We start from the raw sequence: 17,187 nt of genomic DNA, 5'->3' as shown, positions 1-17,187 counted from the left end.
CCTGAAGAACCCATGCGGCGTTTAGCATTTCGATTAAACTATTGTGCAGTAGCTATGCAGACACACTTTAGTTCGACTTATTGAGCTGTCCCTGATGTAACTGATAGTAGAATCTTTGTTGCTGCATTAACTCATCATGGCTGCCCCGTTCAGCGATCTGTCCATCATCAATGACGAGAATCTGATCGGCTTCACGAATCGTGCTCAGTCTGTGGGCGATGACAAAGCTGGTGCGGTCTTTCATTAAAGTGCGCATCGCTTCCTGGATCTTCATCTCAGTACGCGTATCAATGCTGCTTGTTGCTTCATCCAGAATAAGAATGGCCGGATCAGCCAGAATTGCCCGGGCAATGGTCAACAACTGTCGTTGTCCCTGGCTTAGATTACTGCCCCCGGAAATGATGGGCGTATCGTAGCCCTGCGACAGTTTGCGGATGAATGAATGTGCATTCGCAAGCATAGCTGCTTGCCTGATCTGTTCATCGGTTGCGTCCGGCTTGCCATAGGCGAGATTGTCACGAATGGTACCCGAGAACAGGTAGGCATCCTGAAGTACAATGCCGAGTTGCCGACGGAGTTGATTCTTCTCCAGTTCCGAGATGTCACATCCATCGATGGTGATCCGTCCGCCTGTAATCTCGTAGAAACGGGGTAACAGGTTGATAATGGTCGTTTTGCCTGCGCCGGTGGGTCCAACAAGTGCAATCATCTCACCAGGTTTTGCAGTAAAACTGACCTTCTTAAGAATGTCTCGCTCCGCACTATACCCGAAGGAGACGTCTTCAAATACCACTTTGCCTTGAATCTGGTCCAGTTGTTTCTTCTGTTCCTCCACGTATTCGCCAGGCGTATCCATGATGTGAAACACACGTTCAGCACCTGCGATTGCAGCCTGAATCAGATTGTACTGATTGGCCAGATCGCTCAGCGGCCGCTCAATCTGGCGGGAGTAAGCGAGAAAGCTGACGATTAGTCCGATGGACGTCAGATCATGATAAGCCATCCAGCCACCTACAGAAGCCAGTATGGCAAAACCAATATTGTTCATCACGTTCATCGTAGGGCCAACCAAACCCGAAACAGTCTGGGCCTGTGTGCTGGATGTGCGAAGTTTCTCGTTCAGGTTCTCAAAATGTTGATGTGCCTGATCCTGACGGTTATAAGCCGCTACGACTTTCTGTCCAGCAATGGTTTCCTGAGCATACCCATTCAACTCACCGAGCAATTTCTGCTGGGCGGTGAAGTGTTTGCGTGTTCTTGACGCGATCAGACGAGTGGCGATGGTAATTAAGGGTACCGTCACCAGACTGAGCAGGGTAAGCCGAACATCAAGTGCGAACATGATCGACAAAGAGCCAACAAGCAGGATGGCGCTGGACATCAATTGGGTTACGCTTTGATTCAGCGTTGTAGATACGTTATCGATATCATTGGTGGCCCGGCTCATCAGATCCCCGCTTTGATTTTTATCAAAAAAGCTAACAGGCAGCTCTTGCAGTCGGGAGAACAATGCATGACGCAGATCTTTAACAGTCAGTTGGGACACACCAATCATGACATAGGATTGAGCCCACATCAGGAGTGAGCCAAGGACATAAACACTCAGCAAGAGGAGACATTCTTTCAGCAAACCCGCTGTTACTTTGGGAACGATATGTTCGTTAACGGCGCGGCCGAGAAGATAAGGTCCCGCCAGATTGAGCAGTGTTCCGAGAGCGGTCAGCACCAATGCAGCAATAACTCCTTTGCGATGACGTCCCATGTATGACCATACCCGGATTAAGGCGTGGCGGGCATTTTTGGCTCTGACTTTGGGAACAGGTCCTCTGCCCGCTGGTCCGGGTCTTCCGATGGGAGGCACGACCGTTTGTTGTATGGAGGAAGAGGCAGGTTTAGCCAAATTGAACATCCTCCTTCCGTTGCTGCGAATAATAGATCGATTGGTAGTGAGATGAATGAGCCATAAGGTCATCATGTGTGCCCCTGGCAACGATCTGTCCTTCATCAATAACATATATACAGTCTGCATCCTTCACGGAGGAGATCCGCTGTGCAATCAAAAAGGTGGTGCTGTCTTTCATTAAGGACTGCAATGCCTTCTGAATACTTGCTTCTGTACGCAGATCCACAGCACTGGTGCTATCATCCAGAATCAGAACTTCCGGTCGCATGAGCAGGGCACGTGCAATGGATATACGTTGTTTCTGCCCACCGGACAGATTGACCCCGCGCTGACCCAGTTCCGTGTCATACCCGTCTTTCAGTTTCATAATAAAATCATCCGCTGCCGCAGCTTGTGCCGCAGCACGCAATTCAGCATCCGTTGCACCGGGCCGGCCGAAGCAAATGTTATCCCGGATGCTGCCGCTGAACAGAATGGATTCCTGGAGCACAATGGATACACGGCTGCGAAGATCCTGAAGATCCCAGTTGCGTACGTTCACTCCATTCACGAGCACTTCACCCTGCGAAGCATCATACAGACGGGGAATCAGCTGCACCAGCGATGTTTTGCCTGAACCTGTGGAACCGATCAGGGCCACTTTCTCACCCGGGCGAGCTATCAGGTTAATGCCGGTAAGTGCATGGTCTCCGTCATAACGGAAAGATACGTCCCTGAACTCCACTTGACCAGCTGTACGCGACACGACAGGAGATGGTTGGGATGATCTCTGGTGGTCACGGGTAGACGGAAGTGACTGTACATTCCTTGAATTATCGCTTCCTGATTGAATATCCGGCTGTGTATGTAACACCTCGTTGATCCGGGCGGCAGATACCTTGGCTCGGGAGAAACTCATCATCATCATGCCGATCGACGTGAGGGATGAGAGTACAACCGTGACATAGTTGATAAAAGCAATCAGATCTCCGGCAGCGATATCTCCTCCTACTACCTGAAAACCTCCGAACCACAGTACCGCTACAATGGTAGCGTTGAGCATCAAGCTGAGCACAGGTGCATTCAGCGTTACAATACGCCAGGCTTTGACGGCGGTTGAAGTGTAGTCTTCGTTGGATTGCTTGAACCGCTTTTTCTCCAGACGTGCACGTGCAAACGCCTTGACGACACGGATGCCGGCAAGATTCTCCTGGAGCACGGCGTTGACCTGATCAAGTTTGCTCTGAACACTGGCGAACAGCGGATAGGAAGCTTTTATCAGAATAAATAAGATAATAAACAGTACGGGCACAGTGGCAATAAGAATCAAAGCCAGCTTCACACTAATCGTAAATGCCATGATGATACTACCGATGATCAGCATCGGCGAACGGATGAACATCCGCAGCAACATCTGTACAAAAGTTTGCATCTGGGTAATATCACTGGTCAGACGAGTGATCAGTGATCCTTCCTGAAACGTATCCAGATTACGGAAGGAGAAGGTCTGAATATGATCAAACAGTTCCTGACGCAGATCCGTGCCGTATCCAACGGCAGCTTTGCTTGAATAGAGTGTACAGCCTGCGCCGCCAACCCAGCCGATTAACGCAACAAGTAACATGATCAGACCTGTAGTTACGATATGGGACAGATTCCCAGCAAGTACACCGTCATCTACGATGCTGGACATCAGCTTGGGCTGGAGCAGGTCCATGGTTACCTCAAGTACCATGAGCAGCGGGGCGATGATCGCCGCTGACTTATACGGTGTCAAGAATCGTTTTAACGTCCACAATAGGAAATCACCTCAGTTTTAATTGCATAAGTGAATCAATTTCATCATACCTGTAGCTGCTTCAAGCCTGTTGTTGCTAGCGATGTTGAGAGTTTGCATCACCTCAGGATTCACGCAGGTTTTGGAGCATACGCTGTGCAAGTAGAGACATGATCCGGGATTCTTCCGGGGTGAAATCTTTCTGAGCCTGCTGTTCCAACTCCTGAATCACTACTCTCAATTCTTGTAGCGCGGAGCGCCCCTGATCCGTCAGGTATACCCGCAGACTGCGCAGATCCTTCGGGTCTGCTTCGCGTCTCACATAACCGGATGTTTCCATGCGCTTGAGCATCACGGTTACCGTTGCGGGACTGCGCTGAAGTTGTTCGGCCAGGTTTTTCTGGGATTGGCCATCTTCCCGTTCAAGCTGGAACAGCAAAGGGGGCTGCCCCGGGTATAACTCGGGGTGGTTCACAAGTTTCTCATGAACCTTGTAGCGTTTCAGTTTCACGAGTTCGGATAGCTGTCGCATTAACCGATCATTTTGGACTGGGTTCATATCATCTACTCCATTTCTATCTTCATTCCATCTTCTCGGTACTTAAAACCAGACTTTTTGAACATGCACATTTAGTTAGTCGACTAACTAAATTTTAAGTTCGATTTGACATATCGTCAAGTGAATACAGATCATTTATTTTAAACTGGAAATATTGACCTGAGATAAAACGATGTGATAAATTGATATTATCTAATTGTTAATAACATAATGTTAATAACAGAATGGAGTTTGTATATTATGACTTACGAAAGTTCCTCTGGAGGAAAAGCCCCAGATTACAGGGAGCATCCGGATCAGGTACATATCAGTGAACAACAGTTTCTGGAAACGTATAATGCTGGCGATTATGAACGTCCTTCCGTCACCGTGGACATGTTGGTATTTACGATTCGCAGTGAAGCTCAGGAGAATTATCGCAAGCTCGCGGAACCCGAACTCCAGTTGCTGCTGATTCGGCGAGGCGGCCATCCCTATCTGGGACAGTGGGCTTTACCGGGCGGATTTGTCTCCATGCAGGAATCATTGGAAGATGCTGCTCGGCGGGAATTGTTGACGGAGACGGGGCTGGATGATATTTATCTGGAGCAACTGTACACCTGGGGAGATGTCGATCGAGATCCACGTACACGGGTTATCAGCTGTTCCTATATGGCGCTGGTCGTCGATAGCAGCGAGCTGGAGCTTCAGGCCGGTGATGATGCCAGTGAGGCCAGTTGGTTTCGGGTGGAGCAGCGTCTTCTGGAAGAGAAGCGCCATATCCATGAGCGTGGACGTGTGACAGAACGCAGGCTGCAATTGATTTTGACCAATGGAACAGAAGAGTTGTCAGCCATTGTTGAGACAAAAGAAACGATAGAAGGAAAAGTGCGGAGCCATCATTTGACGTTGGGTGAGGTCCAGGGGATTGCATTTGATCATGCCAAAATCATTCATTATGCACTTGAGCGTCTGCGATCCAAGATCGAGTATACGGATATTGCATTCAATCTGATGCCAGAGACGTTCACATTGACTGCGCTTCAGAAAGTACATGAGATCATCAGTGGCAAAAAACTGCTGGCTGCCGCTTTCCGGCGCAAAATCGCCGATTGGGTCATTGAGACGGGAGACTATGCCAGCAGTGCCGGTCATCGACCCTCCCGTTTATACAGATTGAACCCAGAGAGGCAAAACATATAGAAGATGGCATGCATTAATAAATCGAATGAAGTCATTCAAGATTTTCGCGGGATGACTGCATACATGAGGAACAAGTAAAGAGGGGATATGGATGGAAAAGTTTACGTTTTTCTGGAGGACAGCATCTCCATTCTCACAGTGGCACCCGGCGGACTTTACCGTGAACGGGGTTCACTACACGAGTGCGGAGCAATACATGATGCACCAGAAAGCGCTGCTGTTTGGCGATCAGACCATGGCAGACAAGATTCTGAAGGCAAGCTCTGCTTCGGTACAAAAAAAGCTGGGCAGACAGGTTACGGGCTTCGACCGGACTTTATGGGAAGCTGAGTGCCAGCGCATCGTTTACGAGGGCAATTTGGCCAAATTTACACAAAACGAAGAACTGCTAACCGCGCTGCGCGCCACTCGTGGAACGACCCTTGTGGAAGCAAGTCCGGATGATCGCATCTGGGGTGTGGGACTGGCGGAGGAAGACCCGCGTATTCGCAATCGAAGAACATGGCGGGGAACCAACTGGCTGGGTGAGATTCTGACCCGTCTAAGAGAAGATATAGGAAGTGATTCAGATGAGTAACCAACAACAGGATAAAAACAATAGCAGCAATAACAAAAATAGCAGTGGGCGTTATAACAACAACAATAATAAACTCGGTAGATCAACTGGGAATGCTGGCTCCAATTCACGTTCCATGCGGGCTAATATCGCACAGCAGACGTTGGCTATTTTGGATGAAGGGCATTACGTAAATGGGTATGATCGCAAGGTTGGGATCGGTACCGATGTGCAGCAAGCGATCCGAAATTCGGTCTTATACCGTCCAGCAGAATTGTCCGCGCTCAGAGAGAAGCGTTGTACAGAAGCTCACGTTGGAATTCAACCCGCGGCCCCATCATCTGAAGTTGAAGCTGCATTGGGTCGCATTGAAGTTACTGGTGAGACTACACTTGGAGCGGCTTCACGTTTGACGGTAGATGAAGGAAGAGAAGATGTGGTCTGTTTGAACTTTGCATCGGCGAAAAATCCGGGCGGCGGTTTCCTTGGCGGAAGTCAGGCACAGGAAGAGAGTCTGGCCCGAGCGACAGGACTATACCCGTGCATCGCCCAGATGGATGAAATGTACGATTACAATCGCAAACAGCGATCGGGTCTCTATTCGAATCATATGATCTATTCACCGGATGTTCCGGTGATCCGTGATGATGAAGACAGGCTGCTGGACAAATATTATGTATCCTCATTCATTACTGCGCCGGCGGTGAATGCGGGTGTGGTGAAAGAGCGTGGAGAAGCGGATGATCTACAGATTGAGTCGGTGATGAAGGAACGCATCCGTTATATTCTGGACGTGGCTGCTGCGAATGGTCACCGCACGATTGTTCTGGGTGCGTACGGTTGCGGCGTATTTCGTAATGAACCAGCAGTAGTGGCGAAGTATTTTCATGATGTGTTAGTGGGAGAGGCATATAAGGACGCCTTTGAACGCATTGTATTTGCTGTATATGATCGATCAGCAGGTCAGAGAACGTTAATGGCATTTCAACGTATTTTGGCAGAGGTCTAATAAATAAAATAAGGATCTCGATATGTTGAACTAATCATTTGCACGATTACGGAGAGGACAGAAAAGACTTGGGGATAACAGCGACTTGGAGGGTTGTTCTGTCATCATTGTGTCTGTGTAAATAGGATAAAGGAGAGAGAGGACATGCAATTTCATGAGAGACAGCAGGATTTATTCGATCTGGGAGATGATTACTCGCTTGCGCACTGCATATCAGCCGATGCAAGGATGGGCAAGGGCATTGCGGTACAGTTCCGCGAGCGATTCGGTTTGGAGAATCTTCAAGAACAGGCCAAACAAGAGCCGCTTGAGATTGGACGATGTTATCCGGTAGGACGGACGCTCAATCTGGTCACCAAGGCAAAGTTCTCCAATAAGCCGACGTACCAATCGTTGACGAATGCGTTAGAATCCATGCGGGACGTATGTGTGATGGAAGGTATTACGAAACTGGCGATGCCCCGGATCGGATGCGGGTTGGACAGACTGAAATGGGAGAAAGTCAGCCCAATTATTCAGAAAGCTTTTGCCGATACGGATGTTGAGATTATTGTCTGTGCACTGTGAGCGCACTTGGTGGAAGAGGATGGACTGCAGCTTGCTGGCAGATCCAAAGCAAAAACCTCAGCTTTGAGGGGAATAGAGTGTAAGTATGATTCATACTAACGCTGTTCCGATTTCAAAGTGAGGTTTTTTGGTTATTTTTTGGAGAACATTTCTTTGGCTTCATCCATGGCCATTTTATTACCGATCGATGAGTAATCGAGCCAAGGTTGTGCACCAATTGGGTAGACATGACCGGCTTTGACGGCTTTCAGACCTTGCCAGATCGGATTGTTTTGCAGCTCCTTGAACATTTCTTTCGCTTCATCATCCGAATTCACAACCACAAAGATCGCATCTGCATCATAGTCCGGCAATATTTCACGTGAGACGACCTGGTACGGTTTAGTTGAATCGATATCTGTGATGCCTTTGGCAGGAGTCAGACCGAGATCCTCATACAAAATGGGACCCATGGGACGGCGTGTACTGAACACACGTAACTCTTTGGCAGTAACACGGATTGCCATTACGGTACCATCACCAATCGTGTCATGAATCAGGGATTTCACTTCTTCCGTTTCGGTCGCGTAGTCCTGAATGTATTGCTCGGCTTCCTTCTCGCGATTCACGAGTTTGCCAATGTCTTTCAGATGGTCGCGCCATGTACCGTCATCCAGATTGAAGACATGCACCGGAGCAATTTTTTCGAATTTGGCAATATCACCACCGGAGAATTCTTCGTCCAGATAGATCACATCGGGTTTCAGGGCAAGCAAAGCTTCCATATCCGGGTCTTTAACCGGACCAAGTGGCGTTGTATTTTGAAGGCGATCAGCAACGTGAGACAGGAAGCCTTTGGCTTCGCCACCGATAACAGAACCAACCGGCGTAATGCCGAGAGACAGCAGATCATTGGTCAGGTGGATCGACATGGAGGCAATGCGTTGCTCTCCCGTATTTGCACTGTTGTCTTGATTGTTGGTTGAAGTATCCGTGGACGAACCGCCAGAAGCAGATGGTGAAGTCTTGGCCGTTCCACAGGCAGCGAGTACAAGCACCAGACAGATACTCAGGACAAGCATAAGATTTTTCTTTAACATAGGTAGTCACATTCTCCTTGAACATCTCTTGGATGTCTTTATTGTTTTTTGAAAAAAAGATCACTTGCTTCGTACTAACAGGTACAAAAAGTAAGGTGCGCCAATCGCGGCAACCACCACGCCTGCCGGAATGGCGTTAGGCTGAAAGATCGTTCGCCCGACCGTATCAGCGCTCACCAGAATAACCATACCAATGAGCCCGGCAGCAGGGATCAGATGCCGATGCATCGGACCGACAAGTCTGCGCGCCAGATGTGGTGCCGCCAGACCGATAAAGCCAATCCCTCCAGCCATCGATACACTGACGGCAGACAAGGCTACGGCACAGAGTAACAAAATAATACGCTGGGATCGAACAGGCGTCCCAATGCTGGTTGCGGCAGCATCTCCAAGATTAAAGGCATCGAGCGTTTTGGATCGACTCCAAATGTACGAGATACATAACACCACCCAAGGAAGCAACGCTTGCACATGAATCCAATCCCGGCCCCAGACGCTTCCTGCCAGCCAGCGAGCGGCAAAGGAATAGGTGTCTTCATCCAGACGCAGGGATAGGTAGAGGGTCAACGCATGAAACCCGGCCGCTACCGCGATTCCCACCAGAATCAGCTTAATGGGTGACACGCCGTTATGGCGATCATAAGATAACAGCATGATGATCAGGGCGGCGGCAACACTGCCTGCAAAAGCAAACAACGGAATCAGCAAGGCTACAGAGCCATCCATCGTAAAGGAGAGACTAACAAACACCATGAGTCCAAACGCTGCCCCCGCATGTAATCCGAGAATGCCCGGGTCCGCCAATGGATTGCGGGTGATCCCTTGCAAGGCTGCTCCGGCAATACCAAGTCCTGCTCCGGCTAGTACAGTTACCAGGATGCGAGGCAATCGGTAATCAAACAGTACAATCTGATCATCCGAACTGCCATTACCAAACAAAGTCTGTAACACAACCGCTGGGGAGAGACGAATGGTTCCCGTGTTCAGGCTGATCACAATAACGGCAATGGCGATGCAGAGCAGCGTGATACTGACGATTATTGAACGTTTACCTCGTGAAGGTGTATTGGAATTCATCGCTACAAGGCCCTCCTTTCTTTACGGGCCAGATGGAGGAAGAATGGTACACCTACAAAGGCGACCATAATGCCTACCGCGAGCTCTTCGGGCGGATTCACGATGCGTGAGCCCAGATCGGCGAGCACCAGTAATATCGCTCCAAGCAGAGAAGACATCGGAATGATGAGTCGATAATCCACACCCACCAGTTTGCGGGAGATATGAGGGATGACAAGTCCGACAAATCCAATTGAACCTACTGCCGACACGGACACACCAGCCAGCACAACAACTGCTGCGAGGGCGAGAAACCTCGTCCAGCGCAGGTTGATCCCGAGATTAATCGCGACTTCTTCTCCGAGTGACATAAGGGATACACGCCGGGCGAGTGGCATAATCAGCACCAGCGTCACGAGCAGTACGGGAAGAATCAACTTCAGATGCCGCCATTCTATTCCGCCAAAACCTCCTGCATACCAGAAGGCCAGATCCTGACTCAGGTCAAAATAAATGGCAACTCCTGTGCTGAGCGAGGTTAACATGGCTGCAATAACGGCCCCTGCAACGGTCAGTCTGATGGAATTCAGACCACCAGGTGCTGCCATTCCAAGCAGGAAGATAAGCAGAGTGCCGAGAACAGCCCCCACGAATGATAAAACCATAATCCAGCCGTACGGCAGTCCGGGCCAAAAGGCAAAGCTCAGTGCTACGACAAAAGTTGCTCCAGCATTGATGCCCAGAATGCCCGTGTCTGCCAGCGGATTACGCGTAATACCTTGCATTAAAGCTCCTGCAACGGCAAAGGCAGCACCGATAATAACCGCGGCAAGGACACGAGGCAGCCGAAGTTCATGAATAATCTGATGTGGTGTCAAAGCTGGGTTGTACTGAAATATGGCAGCCCATACAGTTTCCAGCGTTAGCCCTTTGGCACCTAAAGAGATTGCGACAAACATACTTAGCAGCAATATGGCTATGGCAGACAAAAATGTCAGCCCAACGGTCACTGCAGATTTTCTTGAATTAGACGGACGATGTGGCAGTCCCGGATGTTGAATACGGGTCACTCCTTTGGTACCAACAACGTATTTCATTGTTATTGATTATCATTATCAATTAGTGATCATTATAGAATCTTAATTCAGGCCCGTACATGGCATAAATTAAGATTTTGAAGATGGACATTTTTTAGATTACAAAAGTGAAGGTTTGTTCGTCAACATAGAGAGCGCTTCATCGAGCTGGATGTTGATGGAATATGGAGCATATACGACCCATGAGTTCCAGTCGATGAGATGTACACGTCCGTTTTTTACCGCAGGATGACTGTTCCACAGTGGATTCGAAGCCATCTCTTTCAACAGTGTTGCCTTTTCATGCATAGAATTAATCGCCAGTACCAGCACATCTGCCTCCAGTCCGTCCCATTCTCCTGGTGTGAAGGGCAGCCAGTTGAATCCAACGCCGGGAGATTTGCCAGCCAGTTCGGTCTGAATACGCTGAGGAGAGGCAAGTTGCAAGGTTCGATAAAAGACATGTCCAAAGTTCCGATGGCTGTACATCCGTGGACCTTTTGGCGTTAACGTGCCAACGGCAACGGTGATGTCCCCGACGAATTCCTTGATTTTTTTGCGTGCACGCTCTGCCTTGCGTTCATGTCGATCGAGCCAATCTGTCGCGGCTTGGGTACGATCCACAATGGAGGCAATCTGATGCAGATGACCGAAGACGTCTGTCTGGTTCCAGGGAATGGTGATGATGGGAGCGACATCGCCAATATGCTCCATGGCTTTTACAGTGGCATTGTCCTTGGTCAGAATCAAATCAGGATTCACATCGAGGAAAGCCTGACGTCCCTGTTCCCACGGTTCATAAGCGTGGAAGGGCAGTGCCAGCGATTTTGGCAGATGAGGCAGGTGACCTTGGATCTGAGCTGCGCATGGCGTGACGCCAAGTGTCATCAGATGGTCCGTGTATGGATAGGAGAGCGACACGATGTTCCGGTGGACCTGCTTCGCATAAGAAGTGGGAGCATAGCCAGCATGGTTTCGGAAACGTCTGCTGAAATAGAATTCGTCACGGTAACCCACCTCACGAGCCACATCACGGATACGCAGATCGGAAGTGAGCAGCAGTTCCTTGGCCCGGTTCATGCGCAGATGAGTGATGTATTCAATCGGATTCTTCTGCATGCGGCTCTTAAATAGCTGTGAGTAATAGGACGGGTGCATGTCAGCCAGTTCAGCCAGCTTTTCCAGCTTGATCTCGTGCATATAGTTTTCGCGCATGTATTGCAGGGTGGACCTGAGCCACTGTTCGGGTTCATCCTGCCCAGCCCCTACGTCAGTCTGGTCTTCTTGAGGCCAGAGCATATGTAACAGTTCCGTCAGGAGGAGCTGTGCTTTCAAGCCTGTTTCCAAACCTTCATTGCTTAATTGTGTAAGCTGTGCGGCAATGCGCTGTATACCGTAAAATGGGCCCTGAATCCAGCCTGTAACAGGTGAACTGAGCTCACGTTCGTAGATACGTCTGGCTTTTGTTTTCTCCGTAGCCCGATACAGATCGAAATGAATGATATATAGTTCAATATCATGGTCTTCATCTCCGATCAGTTCGATTGCAGTTCCTGGTGTGTACAGACAAGCTGATTTGCGAACCACGAGGGATTCGGTCCCATTCATGATCAGTTGGCCTGTGAATTTGTGCATATATATGAAGGTATGATGAGCAAGTTCAGTAGTGGAGTAGCGCCATTTCCCACGGGTTATGATATGTTTTGCCTGACGAAGTTCGAGCAGGGTATCATTCAGGAATGCATTCAGGCCTGCTCGGGTTGAGGATTCCTTTTCTGCATTGAGACTTGTCTGCTGATGCAACAGGTGTGGATTCATGCCGCTGTGGGCGGTACTTTGGAAGGTTGTCATGGTGCTAAGCGACCTCCTTTCTTTTAAACAGTTATTTAGGTCATGATTGAATCGGGAACGTGCTATATTTTGGCGGTCCTGAACGTCTTTATTGAACCTCTATGGATACGCTTTGCATGGATAGGAACAAGATCCTCTTGGCCTTAGTCTGCTGATAATCTTAGCAAATCTATTGAAGAATTGAAATGTACACAGATATGTTCGAGGTGCGGATGAGGTGGAAGTCTAATGAACGTACAATATGGAAAACGTTTTCTGACGAAGGCGTTTCTTTTTGGTAAAATAAAGGGGATAACATGTTGGCCTGATCTGAATCATGAACCTTTTCAACCAAATTTGCAGTAGGGAGGCTTCGATATGACAGAAGTAGTGGGACGGGACAAAGTACGTTGGGGCATTATGGGCACGGGATGGATTGCATCCCAGTTCGCAAAGGATCTGGAGCATGCCGGGAACGCGGTGAAAACAGCTGTAGGTTCACGAACGGCGGGAAGTGCGGAGAAGTTTGCAGCTGAATATGGTTTTGCACGCGCTTACGGCTCGTATGATGAGATACTGCAAGATCCTGAGGTAGATATTATCTATGTGGCAACACCTCATCCGGTGCATAAGGAAAATGTAATGGCTTGTCTGGAGGCAGGCAAGGCGGTGCTCTGTGAAAAGCCGTTTACAATGAATGCGCGTCAACTGGAGCAACTGGTGGAGAAGGCACGGGAGCGCAACCTTTTCCTGATGGAAGGGATGTGGACACGCTTTTTGCCGCCGATCGCTCAAGCCAGAGCATGGATTGCAGAAGGACGAATCGGTGAAGTACGTTTGCTGCAGGCAGACTTTGGATTCCGTGTCGGCTGGGAGCCGGAAGGAAGGTTGCTTAATCCGGATTTGGGTGGAGGAGCTCTGCTTGATGCAGGGGTGTACCCGATCTCCTTTGCTTCGATGATCTTTGGCGAACAGCCCCAGCATGTATGGAGTACGGCCAATATCGGTGAGACGGGTGTGGATGAGCAATTTTCCGTATTGTTATCCTATTCCGAGGGGCGTTCTGCCTCACTGAGTGCTGCCATTCGTCTGAACCTCAGTAATGAAGCGGTCATATACGGTACGGAAGGCAAGATTCGTCTGCCTTTATTCCTGGCGGGTAAAGAAGCCTATCTGCATGTGAATGGTCAGGACGAGCCCGAGAAGTTTACGGATGATCGAACATGCATTGGTTATGCTTTTGAGGCAGAAGAAGCGGGACGTTGCATCCTGGAAGGTCGCACGGAGAGCCATACTATTAAACTGGACGAATCCCTGGAAATCATGAAGCTGATGGACACGATCCGGGGCCAGTGGGGATTGCGATACAAATCGGAGTAAACAGACGGGAGCTGACGTGTGATGGTGAAGATTCTGATATCCGGGTTTGAACCTTTTGGCGGGGATGCGGTGAATCCGACGGGAGCGTTAATGGAAGCTCTTGCGAACGAAGTGGTGGAGGGGGCTGAGCTAAAAACAGTACTGTTGCCCGTGCACTTCGATGAATGTGCAGACCTGCTCATCTCGAAGATGGAAGCCTATGGGCCCGATGTTGTCATCGCCTGTGGGCTGGCCAAGGGCAGAACGTCCATCACACCGGAGCGGATTGCCGTTAATGTCAAAGACATTCCGCCTGGCTCCTACGCGGATAACCAGGGACAACGTCCCGTAGACGAGCCAATTGCTGATGGTAGCCCGGACGGTTTGTTTTCCACCTTGCCCATACGTGCCATGGTGAATGACATGTCCGCAGCGGGTATTCCAGCTGCCGTGTCCAACACAGCAGGTACATATATCTGCAACAACACGATGTACCGGGTACTGGAATATATTCGTGTAAGGCAGCTTCCGATCCGTGCCGGATTTGTACACTTTCCAGCCTCCACAGAGATGGCTGTGTTGCAGCCTTCCGTTCCGTCGCTGCCAATTCCCATGATGCTGGATGCGCTGCGGATCATGATTCGCACGGTTTTGGCTGATTCGTAGGGGATGGTTGCGGTCGTTCGGCTGCGGTTGCAGCAGAGCGTAGGCGATGGTTTATTCGTAGACCACAGTTGTGAATGGGAGAACAGTGAGTTGGGAAGGGTTACAGTAGAGTTCCAAGATGACGTGGAGAGTGTGGAGTTGCATGGGTTTCTTTCTGCTTCTATCTTGGGTTGAGTAGGATGATAGGTATGAGAATAAATATGAAATTAAATATATAGTGAAAAAAGAGCTGTCCCATCGTCGTGAGTCTGACGTTAGGGGACGGCTCTTTCTATGTCGTGTGTCATGTATAGTCCAACATGGTTAGTGAGGCCACTAGTTTGCAGCAAGTATCTTGATGCTCCCAAAGCCCTTATAAAAACAAGACCCTAGGACACCACCATCACCCTGGCTAGTTAAAAAGTTTTTATCTCGGAATGTACCCTATGCAGGACCCTAACGAATCGAGTACACGCTATTAGCCGAAAATCGGCACTTACCATTTTCTAACGAATCGTAGGATCGTTATTGTGCTTGAGTGTGAGAGTTTATCGGCAATTAGAACAAGATTTAGCCGAATACGATGTCTGAGATTCTTTAGAATTCTCATCCCACGTTATCCGGCTAAAAAAGATGTGCTGTGTTCTTTAAGTATAGAGCGTACAGATATAGATGTTAGATCCGCAACAGATCAAGGTCGAACTCAGGAACAAGTCCTTCTTTCATGGCACGTCCAAGAAGTGCAGTAATCGCACCATACCCATCATCACCCAGGTTGGCGCTAAATTCATTAACGTACAGGCCAATATGCTGTGCAGCTACTTCAGGATCCATTTCTTGGGCATGTTCCATCACGTACGCTCTCGACTCGTCCGGGTGTGCCCAAGCATATTCAACGGAGGCGCGTGCCCATCCGGCGAGGGCGTGAGCATCCATATTGCGACGTGCAATGATGGCTCCGAGTGGAATCGGAAGACCCGTATCGCTTTCCCACCAGTTACCAAGATCCGTCATCAGTTTGAGATCATAGTTCTGGTATGTGAAGCGTGCTTCATGGATAACAAGTCCGGCATCGATCTTGCCGTCTCGCACAGCAGGCATGATTTGGTCGAATGGCATGACAACAATCTCGCCTACACCGCCCGGAACATTTTGCGCTGCCCACAGACGGAATAACAGATATGCTGTCGAGCGTTCACTTGGCACAGCAACCCGTCGTCCTGAAAGATATGCTGGATCGGTCGTGCCATTTGCGGTCAGAACCAGCGGACCGCATCCTCTGCCAAGTGCGCCTCCAGCAGGAAGCAGAGCATAGTCAGATAACACGTATGGCAGTGCTGCATAAGATATTTTCATCACTTCAGGTGTGTCGGGTCCATCGGGATTTGCCGCCAGACCATTGGTAATATCAATATCAGCATAACGGACATCCAGCTCAGGTGCGCCAGGGATCAACCCGTGCACCCACGCGTGAAAGATAAATGTATCGTTTGGACAAGGGGAAAATGCAATTTTCATGATGTAATAACCTCCCGTAAAATGGAACTTGCAGCCTGAAGCGCATCGAGGGCATCCTTGATGCGCCAAGCATCGCGGTCGCGTGGACCGACCGCGTTGGATATGGCCCGCACTTCGAGTGCTGGCACGCCGAACTGCTGGGCAGCTGTTGCCACGCCGAAGCCTTCCATGCCTTCGGCGGCGGCATCCGGCACGCGGCGCAATAGCTCCGCGGCCGTCTCCGCTGTTCCGGTCGCCGTGGACACGGTGACCGCAGTGCCTCCGCTGACAGCGAGCCCGGCCCGCTGCAGCTCATGGCGCAGGCGAGCGGCAAGCTCCGCGTCCGCCGCCACAATGGACGAGCCGAATCCGAGCTCGTCCACGCTAAGGAAGCCGTCTGGCGTCTGCGAGCCCAGATCGGCAGCAACCATGGCGTCGGCTACCACGAGGGAGCCGACGTCCGCCCGGCCGGGGAACCCGCCGCCGATGCCGGCACTGATCACCAGCATGTAGGCTGGTGAATATCCGGCCCCGGCAAGGGGCCCCGGCCTTGAAGATGTGGCAGATGCCTGTGCCACATCCGATGGGCTTGGCGCAGTGGAACCCTGCGCCAACGCCCTTGTGCTTGCAGCCGCTACGGCATATGCCAATGTAGCGGCTGTTCCTGCTGCGGCCGAGGCTGGGCCAACGCCCGCAGCGATGACGTCAAAACGTTCCGCGGCCGTATCTCCCAAACCACGGAGGACTGCATCTTTTTCCGCATCAACCGCGGTTACAATTAACACACGTTGTGATGAATTTGATTGTACCGGACTTATATCTGAAGTGTTTATTTCCCCAGTTGAATCACCGTGGTGTCCACTATTTTCGAATGATGCGTTTGGTTTTTTATTCTGCTCTTCATCCTGTTTATGTTCATTCATATCGGATTCTCCTTATGAGGTATTAGAAGTGTAACATATGCCTCCATAGTATCTTTCTTACAGCAAGCTTCTAGTTACACTTCTTAAGGTTACTACTTACTTCTATATTTTCGTGTAAATGTATAGTTCAGCTTATATAAATGGAATTAGGGCATATATTTGTCCACTACAAAAGGACATTTATCTTCAT

16 protein-coding genes are annotated in these 17,187 nt (G+C 49.8%); 7 read left to right on the top strand and 9 right to left on the bottom strand.

Translation table 11 applies throughout. The features are described 5' to 3' along the window. Positions 1-67: 67 nt before the first annotated feature. The 3 genes from FE296_RS20970 to FE296_RS20960 all read right to left on the bottom strand — a co-directional run bounded on the left by FE296_RS20970 (position 68) and on the right by FE296_RS20960 (position 4,218). On the bottom strand, positions 68-1,909 hold the full coding sequence (locus FE296_RS20970; protein ID WP_223868985.1) for an ABC transporter ATP-binding protein: 1,842 nt from the start codon (positions 1,907-1,909) through the stop codon (positions 68-70). After that, positions 1,893-3,680 carry an ABC transporter ATP-binding protein gene (locus tag FE296_RS20965; RefSeq protein ID WP_150366193.1) on the bottom strand — a complete coding sequence of 596 codons (1,788 nt, stop codon included), beginning with the start codon at positions 3,678-3,680 and terminating at the stop codon, positions 1,893-1,895. Before FE296_RS20965 ends, FE296_RS20970 begins: the two co-directional genes overlap by 17 nt. Before the next feature lie 103 nt (positions 3,681-3,783). Continuing rightward, the gene (locus tag FE296_RS20960) at positions 3,784-4,218 is read right to left on the bottom strand and encodes a MarR family winged helix-turn-helix transcriptional regulator (RefSeq protein WP_124117193.1); all 435 of its coding nucleotides are present in this window, start codon (positions 4,216-4,218) and stop codon (positions 3,784-3,786) included. Positions 4,219-4,458: 240 nt separating this feature from the next. Between FE296_RS20960 and FE296_RS20955 the strand changes: the two genes are divergently transcribed. The 4 genes from FE296_RS20955 (at position 4,459) to FE296_RS20940 (ending at position 7,532) form a co-directional block, all read left to right on the top strand. Then, entirely contained in the window at positions 4,459-5,400 is a 942-nt protein-coding gene (locus FE296_RS20955; RefSeq protein ID WP_190945402.1) for an NUDIX hydrolase, read from the top strand. A gap of 91 nt (positions 5,401-5,491) precedes the next feature. Beyond that, positions 5,492-5,977 carry a riboflavin biosynthesis intermediates N-glycosidase gene (ybiA, locus tag FE296_RS20950; protein WP_150366192.1) on the top strand — a complete coding sequence of 162 codons (486 nt, stop codon included), beginning with the start codon at positions 5,492-5,494 and terminating at the stop codon, positions 5,975-5,977. Between the two features lie 115 nt (positions 5,978-6,092). Next, positions 6,093-6,965, top strand: a complete 873-nt coding sequence (locus tag FE296_RS20945; RefSeq protein WP_223868984.1) for a TIGR02452 family protein — start codon at positions 6,093-6,095, stop codon at positions 6,963-6,965. A 144-nt stretch (positions 6,966-7,109) separates the two neighbouring features. After that, positions 7,110-7,532 carry a macro domain-containing protein gene (locus tag FE296_RS20940; RefSeq protein ID WP_150366190.1) on the top strand — a complete coding sequence of 141 codons (423 nt, stop codon included), beginning with the start codon at positions 7,110-7,112 and terminating at the stop codon, positions 7,530-7,532. Positions 7,533-7,663: 131 nt separating this feature from the next. On the opposite strand, the gene FE296_RS20935 is transcribed toward FE296_RS20940, so the two are convergent. From FE296_RS20935 to FE296_RS20920, 4 genes are all read right to left on the bottom strand, one after another. After that, the gene (locus FE296_RS20935; protein WP_150366189.1) at positions 7,664-8,611 is read right to left on the bottom strand and encodes an iron-hydroxamate ABC transporter substrate-binding protein; all 948 of its coding nucleotides are present in this window, start codon (positions 8,609-8,611) and stop codon (positions 7,664-7,666) included. 60 nt (positions 8,612-8,671) lie between these two features. Next, entirely contained in the window at positions 8,672-9,688 is a 1,017-nt protein-coding gene (locus tag FE296_RS20930) for a FecCD family ABC transporter permease (RefSeq protein WP_150366188.1), read from the bottom strand. Between the two features lie 2 nt (positions 9,689-9,690). Further along, entirely contained in the window at positions 9,691-10,764 is a 1,074-nt protein-coding gene (locus tag FE296_RS20925) for a FecCD family ABC transporter permease (protein WP_150366187.1), read from the bottom strand. 99 nt (positions 10,765-10,863) lie between these two features. Beyond that, positions 10,864-12,594, bottom strand: a complete 1,731-nt coding sequence (locus tag FE296_RS20920) for an AraC family transcriptional regulator (protein WP_150366186.1) — start codon at positions 12,592-12,594, stop codon at positions 10,864-10,866. Positions 12,595-12,951: 357 nt separating this feature from the next. Here FE296_RS20920 and FE296_RS20915 point away from each other — a divergent pair, with 357 nt between their 5' ends. From FE296_RS20915 to FE296_RS32900, 3 genes are read left to right on the top strand one after another with little or no spacing between them, the layout of a single operon-like run. Continuing rightward, positions 12,952-13,953, top strand: a complete 1,002-nt coding sequence (locus FE296_RS20915; protein ID WP_150366185.1) for a Gfo/Idh/MocA family protein — start codon at positions 12,952-12,954, stop codon at positions 13,951-13,953. Positions 13,954-13,974: 21 nt separating this feature from the next. After that, positions 13,975-14,598 (top strand): pyroglutamyl-peptidase I, encoded by a 624-nt coding sequence (locus tag FE296_RS20910; protein WP_190945400.1) that lies wholly within the window; start codon positions 13,975-13,977, stop codon positions 14,596-14,598. A 3-nt stretch (positions 14,599-14,601) separates the two neighbouring features. Next, a complete protein-coding gene (locus tag FE296_RS32900) occupies positions 14,602-14,772 on the top strand; it encodes a hypothetical protein (RefSeq protein WP_190945398.1) in 171 nt (56 codons plus the stop codon). A gap of 480 nt (positions 14,773-15,252) precedes the next feature. Here FE296_RS32900 and FE296_RS20905 read toward each other — a convergent pair whose 3' ends face one another. Together FE296_RS20905 and FE296_RS20900 are read right to left on the bottom strand one after the other, a co-directional pair. Beyond that, positions 15,253-16,095 (bottom strand): 1,4-dihydroxy-6-naphtoate synthase, encoded by an 843-nt coding sequence (locus FE296_RS20905; protein WP_150366184.1) that lies wholly within the window; start codon positions 16,093-16,095, stop codon positions 15,253-15,255. Beyond that, a complete protein-coding gene (locus FE296_RS20900) occupies positions 16,092-16,997 on the bottom strand; it encodes a futalosine hydrolase (RefSeq protein WP_150366183.1) in 906 nt (301 codons plus the stop codon). Before FE296_RS20900 ends, FE296_RS20905 begins: the two co-directional genes overlap by 4 nt. Positions 16,998-17,187 lie beyond the last annotated feature (190 nt).

Origin of the sequence: Paenibacillus sp. UASWS1643, assembly GCF_008693195.1 — a bacterium.
Classification (GTDB): Bacteria; Bacillota; Bacilli; order Paenibacillales; family Paenibacillaceae; genus Paenibacillus; species Paenibacillus amylolyticus_B.
The sequence above is the reverse complement of the archived record's forward strand: the minus strand, read 5'-3'. Positions and strand labels throughout refer to the sequence as shown.

Coding starts and splice junctions, on each gene's coding strand:
- FE296_RS20970 (WP_223868985.1), bottom strand. CDS start 1,909: ATGTTCAATTTGGCTAAACCTGCCTCTTCCTCCATACAACAAACGGTC.
- FE296_RS20960 (WP_124117193.1), bottom strand. CDS start 4,218: ATGAACCCAGTCCAAAATGATCGGTTAATGCGACAGCTATCCGAACTC.
- FE296_RS20955 (WP_190945402.1), top strand. CDS start 4,459: ATGACTTACGAAAGTTCCTCTGGAGGAAAAGCCCCAGATTACAGGGAG.
- ybiA (WP_150366192.1), top strand. CDS start 5,492: ATGGAAAAGTTTACGTTTTTCTGGAGGACAGCATCTCCATTCTCACAG.
- FE296_RS20945 (WP_223868984.1), top strand. CDS start 6,093: ATGCGGGCTAATATCGCACAGCAGACGTTGGCTATTTTGGATGAAGGG.
- FE296_RS20940 (WP_150366190.1), top strand. CDS start 7,110: ATGCAATTTCATGAGAGACAGCAGGATTTATTCGATCTGGGAGATGAT.
- FE296_RS20935 (WP_150366189.1), bottom strand. CDS start 8,611: ATGTTAAAGAAAAATCTTATGCTTGTCCTGAGTATCTGTCTGGTGCTT.
- FE296_RS20930 (WP_150366188.1), bottom strand. CDS start 9,688: ATGAATTCCAATACACCTTCACGAGGTAAACGTTCAATAATCGTCAGT.
- FE296_RS20925 (WP_150366187.1), bottom strand. CDS start 10,764: ATGAAATACGTTGTTGGTACCAAAGGAGTGACCCGTATTCAACATCCG.
- FE296_RS20920 (WP_150366186.1), bottom strand. CDS start 12,594: ATGACAACCTTCCAAAGTACCGCCCACAGCGGCATGAATCCACACCTG.
- FE296_RS20915 (WP_150366185.1), top strand. CDS start 12,952: ATGACAGAAGTAGTGGGACGGGACAAAGTACGTTGGGGCATTATGGGC.
- FE296_RS20910 (WP_190945400.1), top strand. CDS start 13,975: ATGGTGAAGATTCTGATATCCGGGTTTGAACCTTTTGGCGGGGATGCG.
- FE296_RS32900 (WP_190945398.1), top strand. CDS start 14,602: ATGGTTGCGGTCGTTCGGCTGCGGTTGCAGCAGAGCGTAGGCGATGGT.
- FE296_RS20905 (WP_150366184.1), bottom strand. CDS start 16,095: ATGAAAATTGCATTTTCCCCTTGTCCAAACGATACATTTATCTTTCAC.
- FE296_RS20900 (WP_150366183.1), bottom strand. CDS start 16,997: ATGAATGAACATAAACAGGATGAAGAGCAGAATAAAAAACCAAACGCA.